Origin of the sequence: Pelagibius sp., assembly GCF_028281305.1 — a bacterium.
Taxonomy (GTDB): domain Bacteria; phylum Pseudomonadota; class Alphaproteobacteria; order Kiloniellales; family Kiloniellaceae; genus Pelagibius.
On sequence record NZ_JANQKD010000113.1, the window covers coordinates 23,550 to 30,469 of the forward strand.

At 65.2% G+C, this 6,920-nt stretch carries 7 protein-coding genes; 4 read left to right on the forward strand and 3 right to left on the reverse strand.

All coding sequences use genetic code 11. The features are described from left to right. Position 1 precedes the first annotated feature (1 nt). Genes Q0982_RS21640 through Q0982_RS21650 form a run of 3 tightly spaced genes read right to left on the reverse strand, consistent with a single transcriptional unit; the run spans position 2 to position 2,317 of the window. A complete protein-coding gene (locus Q0982_RS21640) occupies positions 2-841 on the reverse strand; it encodes a shikimate dehydrogenase (protein ID WP_299399664.1) in 840 nt (279 codons plus the stop codon). Continuing rightward, positions 838-1,485 carry a nucleoside triphosphate pyrophosphatase gene (locus Q0982_RS21645; protein WP_299399666.1) on the reverse strand — a complete coding sequence of 216 codons (648 nt, stop codon included), beginning with the start codon at positions 1,483-1,485 and terminating at the stop codon, positions 838-840. The genes Q0982_RS21640 and Q0982_RS21645 overlap by 4 nt, the downstream gene beginning before the upstream one ends. Before the next feature lie 10 nt (positions 1,486-1,495). Beyond that, positions 1,496-2,317, reverse strand: coding sequence for a pyruvate, water dikinase regulatory protein (locus tag Q0982_RS21650; RefSeq protein WP_299399669.1), 822 nt, complete (start codon positions 2,315-2,317; stop codon positions 1,496-1,498). Positions 2,318-2,914: 597 nt separating this feature from the next. On the opposite strand from Q0982_RS21650, the gene hemE reads away from it, so the two are divergent. The 4 genes from hemE to rho form a co-directional block, all read left to right on the forward strand. After that, positions 2,915-3,970 (forward strand): uroporphyrinogen decarboxylase, encoded by a 1,056-nt coding sequence (gene hemE / locus Q0982_RS21655; RefSeq protein WP_299399671.1) that lies wholly within the window; start codon positions 2,915-2,917, stop codon positions 3,968-3,970. Between the two features lie 16 nt (positions 3,971-3,986). Next, entirely contained in the window at positions 3,987-5,045 is a 1,059-nt protein-coding gene (hemH, locus tag Q0982_RS21660) for a ferrochelatase (protein ID WP_299399674.1), read from the forward strand. Positions 5,046-5,115: 70 nt separating this feature from the next. Then, positions 5,116-5,559 (forward strand): protoporphyrinogen oxidase HemJ, encoded by a 444-nt coding sequence (gene hemJ, locus Q0982_RS21665; RefSeq protein ID WP_299399677.1) that lies wholly within the window; start codon positions 5,116-5,118, stop codon positions 5,557-5,559. 273 nt (positions 5,560-5,832) lie between these two features. Continuing rightward, positions 5,833-6,920, forward strand: a 1,088-nt coding sequence (rho, locus tag Q0982_RS21670; RefSeq protein ID WP_299399680.1) for a transcription termination factor Rho, incomplete at its 3' end; no start/stop codon positions are given.

Genomic DNA, 6,920 nt, shown 5'->3' on the forward strand with positions numbered 1-6,920 from the left:
GCTAGCCGTCTTGCAGAACGAAGTCGCGCAGCGCCGCCGTGACCTTCGGTTCGACGCCGAACCACGCGGCAAAGCCGGGGCGCGCCTGATGCAACAGCATGCCCAGCCCGTCGACGGCCCGCGCCCCGCGCGTTCGGGCATCGGCCAGAAGCGGCGTTTCCAAGGGCGCGTAGACGAGATCGTAGACCACCGCTCCCGCGGCCAAGCGGTCCAGGTCCAGCGCCAACGGCGGTTGGCCGGTCATGCCAAGGGAGGTGCTGTTGACCAGGAGCCCGAGGTCGTCGAGGGCCGCAGCCCGATGGTCCCAGGACACGACCTTGGCCCCGGAGCCGAGCTCGGCCGCCAGACGCTCGGCCCGCTCGGCGCTGCGATTGCAGATCCTCAGTTCGGCGAGACCAGCATCCAATAGCGCCACCGCCACCGCCCGCGCCGCGCCGCCCGCGCCCAGCAGCAGGGCAGGCCCGGCGGCAGCCTCGTAGTCCGGCGCTGCCGCCTTGAGGTTCTCGAAGAACCCGAAGGCATCGCTGTTGGATCCCTGGATGCCGTCGGCATCGAAGATCAGCGTGTTGACCGCACCGATCCGCCGCGCGGTGTCGTCGACACGGTCGCAGAGCGCCATCACGCTTTCCTTGTGCGGGATCGTGACGTTCACGCCGCGGAAGCCGGCATCGCGCAGACCGCGCAGAGCGCTCTCCAGATTGTCTGGCGCCACCGACAGGGGCAGATAGGCGCCGTCGATACCGTAGTGGTCCAGCCAGAAACCGTGCAGGCGCGGCGAGAGCGAATGACCGATCGGCCAGCCGATCACCCCGGCCAGGGCCGCCTTGCCGCTAAGGATCATGACGACAGGGCCTTGTTGGCGCGCAGGAAGTCGAGCAGGGGCAGCAGCGGCAGGCCGAGCACGGTGAAGAAGTCCCCTTTGACGCTGGCGAAAAGCTGGGCGCCCCTGCCTTCCAGTTGATAGCCGCCGACCGAGCTGAAGACCTCAGGACCGCAGGCCTCGAGATAGGTCTCAATGAAGGCATCTGAGAGGCTGCGCATGGTCAAGTGCGCCACGGCATTGTGATGCCAAAGCCGGCCACCGTCGCGGACCACGCAGACGGCCGTGGAGAGCTCGTGGGTCTTGCCGCTCAAGGCACGAAGCTGGGCGGCTGCGTGGTCGCGGTCCGGCGGCTTGTCGAACCACAGATCGTTGCAGGAGAGCATCTGGTCAGCGCCAATGACCAGGGCGCCGGAATGCCCGGCAGCGACCCGCTGGGCTTTCAACTCGGCCAGCGTTTCCGCGGTCTGCGCCGCTGTCGCCCCCTCAGCCTGCAGCGAGTCCTTGACCGCGGCCTCGTCCACCGCGGCGGCGCGGGCCGTGAAGTGGAGCCCCGCGGCGGTCAACAGCGCCGCCCGCGTTGCACTGCCGGAGGCAAGCACGAGCGGCGGCGCGTTCTCTGCCATCAGAAGCGGTGCGGCGGCGCGTGTTGCTTCCGTCATCATGACGGTCCCCTCATGGTTCGCCGCCGATATGCCGCGCGTAGTAACTCATGATGGTGGCCGCCGTTTCCTCAATCGACCGCCGCGTGACGTCGATCAGCGGCCAGCCGTGTTCGACGCAGAAGCGCCGCGCCTGGGCGATTTCCGCGCGCACCGCCTCCAGGTTCACATAGTCGGTTTCCTGGCGGTCGTCGGTGAGCATGCGCAGGCGGTTCTGGCGCACCTGAACGAGGCGCGCCGGATCCTTGGTGAGCCCGATGATCAGCGGTCCGTCTGCCTGCAGCAACTCGTCCGGAATCGGGCAGCCGGGCACAACGGGAATGTTCGCCGCTTTGATGCCGCGGTTGGCCAGGTACATGCAGGTCGGCGTTTTCGAGGTGCGCGACACGCCGACCAGGATGATGTCCGCCTTCGCCAGGTCGCTGCAGTGCTGGCCGTCGTCATGAGTCAGCGCAAAGGTCATGGCATCCATGCGCCCGAAGTACTCCGCATCGAGCGCGTGCTGCAGCCCCGGCGTGCCTTTCATCTCGACGCCGAAGTAGTTGGCCATGGTGTGGATCACCGGATCGAGGATGGCGATGCAGGGGACCCCGAGCTGCATGCAGCAACTGGTGAGCTGATCGCGCAGGCTGTGGTTGACCAGGGTGAAGAGAACCGGGCCGGGATGAGCTTCGATCTGGCTGACCACCTTGTTCATCATCCCGCGCGTGCGCACCAGGCTCCAGACATGCTCGACCGGCTCCACGCCGCTGAACTGCACCAGGCAGGCCCGCGCCACGGAGTTGATGGTCTCGCCGGTCGAGTCCGACACCAGATGCAGATGATGGGTCGCCATCCGGCCTCTCCTTGCCCCTCTCCTTACACCGCCCAACGGACCTACCAGATGGACCAGCCCAGATGAACCAGCCGGACGCCGGTCCGGGCGGCGATTCTGTGTATGACCTGTGCAGCCGGGATGAAAACCGGGGGAAAATCCGAGTCGCCCGGGCCAGGGCGGATTTTCATCACCCCTGGCCCGCGATCCTTCAGACGAGTCTTCCCTTGTGAACCACAGACACCCACAACAGCCGAAAACCCCACAACGGCACCCTGACCGCCGGGGTTTTCCCCGTTATCCCCTGCTTACCGGGTTCGTGCAAGCCGCCGGATAGCTGCCCCAGTGGCCTGCTTGTGCCGGGCTCATGCACAGTGCACCGGCTGCTCCCACCCCCCTGCGGACGACTCTCGGGACAACTTCCGGCAAAACGCAGATCCCCGACTCTCACAGGGATAAACAACAAAATCCAAAACCCTTTTAAGATTCTTTTTTGGAAGAAGAGGGCTTTGCCAAGCCTGCGGAAAAGGCCATCTTGTCTGTTCTGGCACCTTCATTTCGCTATCGCGGAACCCTCAGAACGTTCTCCACGGACTTCCTTTCCCGCAACGAGGCCGAGTGACGCAAACCCACGAAAAACTGCTGTTGCGCGCCCTGAACGGCGAAACCCTGCCGCGACCCCCGGTCTGGCTGATGCGCCAGGCCGGGCGCTACCTGCCGGAATACCGCAAGCTGCGGGCCGAGGCCGACGGCTTCCTGGATCTCTGTTTCACCCCGGATCTGGCGGTGGAGGTCACGCTTCAGCCGATCCGCCGCTACGGTTTCGATGCGGCGATCCTGTTCTCGGACATCCTGGTGCTTCCCCATGCCCTCGGGCAGAAGGTCTGGTTCGAGGAAGGCGTTGGCCCCCGCCTGGAGGCGATCGAGACGGCGGCGGGCCTCGACCGTTTGTCCAAAGAGGGGCTGCATGAGGCCCTGACACCGGTCTACGAGACTGTGCGGCGCCTGCGCACAAGCCTGCCGGAAGAGGTTGCACTGATCGGCTTTGCCGGCGCGCCCTGGACGGTCGCCAGCTATATGCTGGAGGGCGGCAGCAGCAAGGATTTCGCGGCCGGGAAGCGCTGGGCCTATGGCGCGCCAGAGGATTTCCGGCGCCTGATCGATCTTCTGGTCGATGCCACCGGGGACTACCTCATCGCCCAGATCGACGCCGGTGCGGAGGCCGTCCAGATCTTCGATTCCTGGGCTGGCGTCTGGCCGGAAGCCGCCTTTCGCGAATGGTGCCTGGAGCCCGCGAAAGCCCTGACGGCCCGCCTGCGGCAGGAGCGGCCGGAGGTCCCGGTCATCCTCTTCCCCCGCGGTGCGGGACTGCTTTATCGGGATTTCGCGCGGGAGACCGGTGCCCAGGCGCTGGGTCTCGATACCACCGTGCCTCTGGCCTGGGCCCGCAGCGAACTGCAGCCCCATGTCGCAGTCCAGGGAAACCTCGATCCGATTATGCTGGTCGCCGGCGGTGAGGGCCTGACCGCCGCCGTGGACCGCATTCTGCGGGAGCTGGGGCAGGGGCCCTTCGTTTTCAATCTGGGCCACGGCATCGTGCCCCAGACGCCCCCCGAGCATGTCAGCCGCCTGATGGAACAGATTCACGCCTTCAGCGCCGAGCATGCCGGATAGGGCGCGGAACCATCCCATGAGCAAAGTCGCAGTCGTTCTCTTCAATCTCGGCGGGCCGGACAGTCAGGAGGCCGTGCAGCCTTTTCTGTTCAACCTCTTCAACGATCCGGCGATCATCGGCCTTCCGGGGCCGCTGCGCTGGTTGCTGGCCAAGGTCATCTCCAAGCGCCGTGCCCCGATCGCGCAGGAGATCTACCGCGAACTGGGCGGCGGATCGCCGCTCCTGCCCAATACCGAGGATCAGGCTGCGGCGCTGCTGGCCGATCTCAACGGGCAGGATGGCGAGGGCACCGAATGGCGTGTCTTCATCGCCATGCGCTACTGGCATCCACGGGCATCGGAAGCGGCCCGGGCGGTGGCCGACTATGCCCCCGACGAAGTTCTGCTGGTCCCGCTCTATCCGCAGTATTCGACGACCACCTCGGCCTCTTCGCTCAGAGAGTGGGGGCGGGAAGCCAAGGCGGCCGGGGTAAACGCGCCCAGCCGCACGCTCTGCTGCTATCCGGCCGAGCCCGGCTTCGTCGCCGCCGCGGTGGAGGGCCTGCGCAAGGCGCTGCGTGAGATCGGGGGCGAGAGCGAGAACGAGGCACCACCGCGCGTGCTGTTCTCCGCCCATGGTCTGCCGAAGAAAATCGTCGAGAAGGGCGATCCCTACCAATGGCAGGTGGAACAGTCGGTCGCCGCGGTGGTGAAGGCCATGGGTGAGGTGAACCTGGACTGGGTGGTCTGCTACCAGAGCCGGGTCGGCCCGCTGGAATGGATCGGCCCGGCGACGGAAGCGGAGATCGAGCGGGCCGGCCGGGATAACCGGGCGGTCATCGTCGTTCCCATCGCCTTCGTCTCCGAGCATTCGGAAACCTTGGTGGAACTGGACATCGAGTACCGCGAACTGGCCGAGCAGGCCGGGGTACCGGCCTATCTGCGGGTGCCGACGGTCTCCAGCGATGCTGCTTTCATTGCCGGCCTCGGCGAGCAGATCCGGCGGCTGCGCGACAGCGGCCGGGCGATCTGCTCCCACGTGGGCGGGCGCTTCTGCCCGGGCTCCTGGAGCGGCTGTCCCCAGGCACGGGATTGATTGCGGGACTTGATTCTCGGGCCTGATCCTCAGAACGAGCCCTGAAACATCGGAACAGGAACGAACGGTCGTGGCGGGATTTCTGGGCGAGGGCTATCTCTGGGTGAAGAGTCTGCACATCCTGGCGGTCATCGCCTGGATGGCCGGGTTCCTCTATCTTCCGCGGCTCTTCGTCTATCACTGCCAGGCGGAGGTGGGTTCCAGGCAGTCCGAGACTTTCAAAGTCATGGAGCGGCGCCTGCTGCGGGCGATCATGAACCCCTCCATGCTGGTGGCCTGGGCCGCCGGGCTGGCGCTGGCCGCCCATATCGAGGCCTGGGGCGAGGGCTGGTTCCATGCCAAGCTGACCCTGCTGGTGATCCTCACGGGCCTGCATATGGTGGCCGCGCGCTGGCGCCGTGCCTTTGCCGAGGACGCCAACCGCCACAGCGAACGCTTCTATCGCGTGATGAACGAAGTGCCGGCGGTGCTGATGATCGGGATCGTTGTCTTCGTCGTCGTAAAGCCGTTTTGATGCTGTTGTTGCAGGCATTTACCCCGCTTGACTTAGTCTGCAGCCTGCAGTAACGATCAGCCATTCCTCAGCACCTTGCCGTCCGGCGGTGTCGATCCCATATGTCGAGTCATGTTTCGTTAACCAGCCAAGTGTAGGCTGTAGTTGGGATTTCTTCCCCCGGTCAGCGGTCTTTTCCGATCATCCTGCGTCCGCATGCGTAGCAAACCCAGGATGCAGTTCCAGACCAGTCCTCTTTCTCTCCCCTTCGATCGAACACAGGCGTAAGCGCCCATGAACCTTCAAGAACTGAAAGCCAAGAGTCCGGCAGACCTTTTGGCCTTTGCTGAAGAGCTGGAAATCGAGAACGCCAGCACCCTGCGCAAGCAGGACATGATGTTCGCGATCCTGAAGCATCTGGCGGAGAACGATCAGCCGATCTATGGAAGGGGCGTCCTGGAGATCCTGCAGGACGGCTTCGGCTTTCTGCGCTCGCCGGAGTCCAACTACCTTGCCGGGCCCGATGACATTTACGTGAGCCCCAGCCAGGTGCGCCGCTTCGGCCTGCGCACCGGCGACACGGTGGAAGGGCAGATCCGCTCCCCCAAGGACGGCGAGCGCTATTTCGCCCTGCTGAAGGTCAGCGAGATCAACTTCGATCCGCCGGAAAACTCCCGCCACCGCATCAACTTCGACAACCTGACGCCGCTCTATCCGGACGAGAAGATCAAGCTGGAGGTCGAGGACGTCACGACCAAGGATCTGACCCCCAGGGTCATCGATCTGACGGCGCCCATCGGCAAGGGCCAGCGCGCGCTGATCGTCGCGCCGCCGCGCACCGGCAAGACGATGATCCTGCAGAACGTCGCCAAGTCCATTGCGGCCAACCACCCGGAGATCTTCCTGATCGTGCTGCTGATCGACGAGCGGCCGGAGGAAGTGACCGACATGGACCGCTCGGTCAACGGCGAGGTGGTGAGTTCCACCTTCGACGAGCCGGCCAGCCGCCACGTGCAGGTCGCCGAGATGGTGATCGAAAAGGCCAAGCGCCTGGTCGAACACAAGAAGGATGTGGTGATCCTGCTGGACTCCATCACCCGTCTGGCGCGCGCCTACAACACCGTGGTGCCGAGCTCCGGCAAGGTGCTGACCGGCGGTGTCGACGCCAACGCGCTGCAGCGCCCCAAGCGCTTCTTCGGCGCCGCCCGCAACATCGAAGAGGGTGGCTCCCTGACCATCATCGCCACGGCGCTGATCGACACCGGCAGCCGCATGGACGAGGTCATCTTCGAAGAGTTCAAGGGCACCGGTAACTCGGAAATCGTGCTCGACCGCAAGCTGGCCGACAAGCGCACCTTCCCGGCCATCGACATCGGCAAGTC

What these genes read in the sequence shown, in the direction of transcription:
- Q0982_RS21650 (WP_299399669.1), bottom strand. Translation starts at nt 2,317, where the DNA reads ATGGCGACCCATCATCTGCATCTGGTGTCGGACTCGACCGGCGAGACC.
- Q0982_RS21640 (WP_299399664.1), bottom strand. Translation starts at nt 841, where the DNA reads ATGATCCTTAGCGGCAAGGCGGCCCTGGCCGGGGTGATCGGCTGGCCG.
- hemH (WP_299399674.1), top strand. Translation starts at nt 3,987, where the DNA reads ATGAGCAAAGTCGCAGTCGTTCTCTTCAATCTCGGCGGGCCGGACAGT.
- Q0982_RS21645 (WP_299399666.1), bottom strand. Translation starts at nt 1,485, where the DNA reads ATGATGACGGAAGCAACACGCGCCGCCGCACCGCTTCTGATGGCAGAG.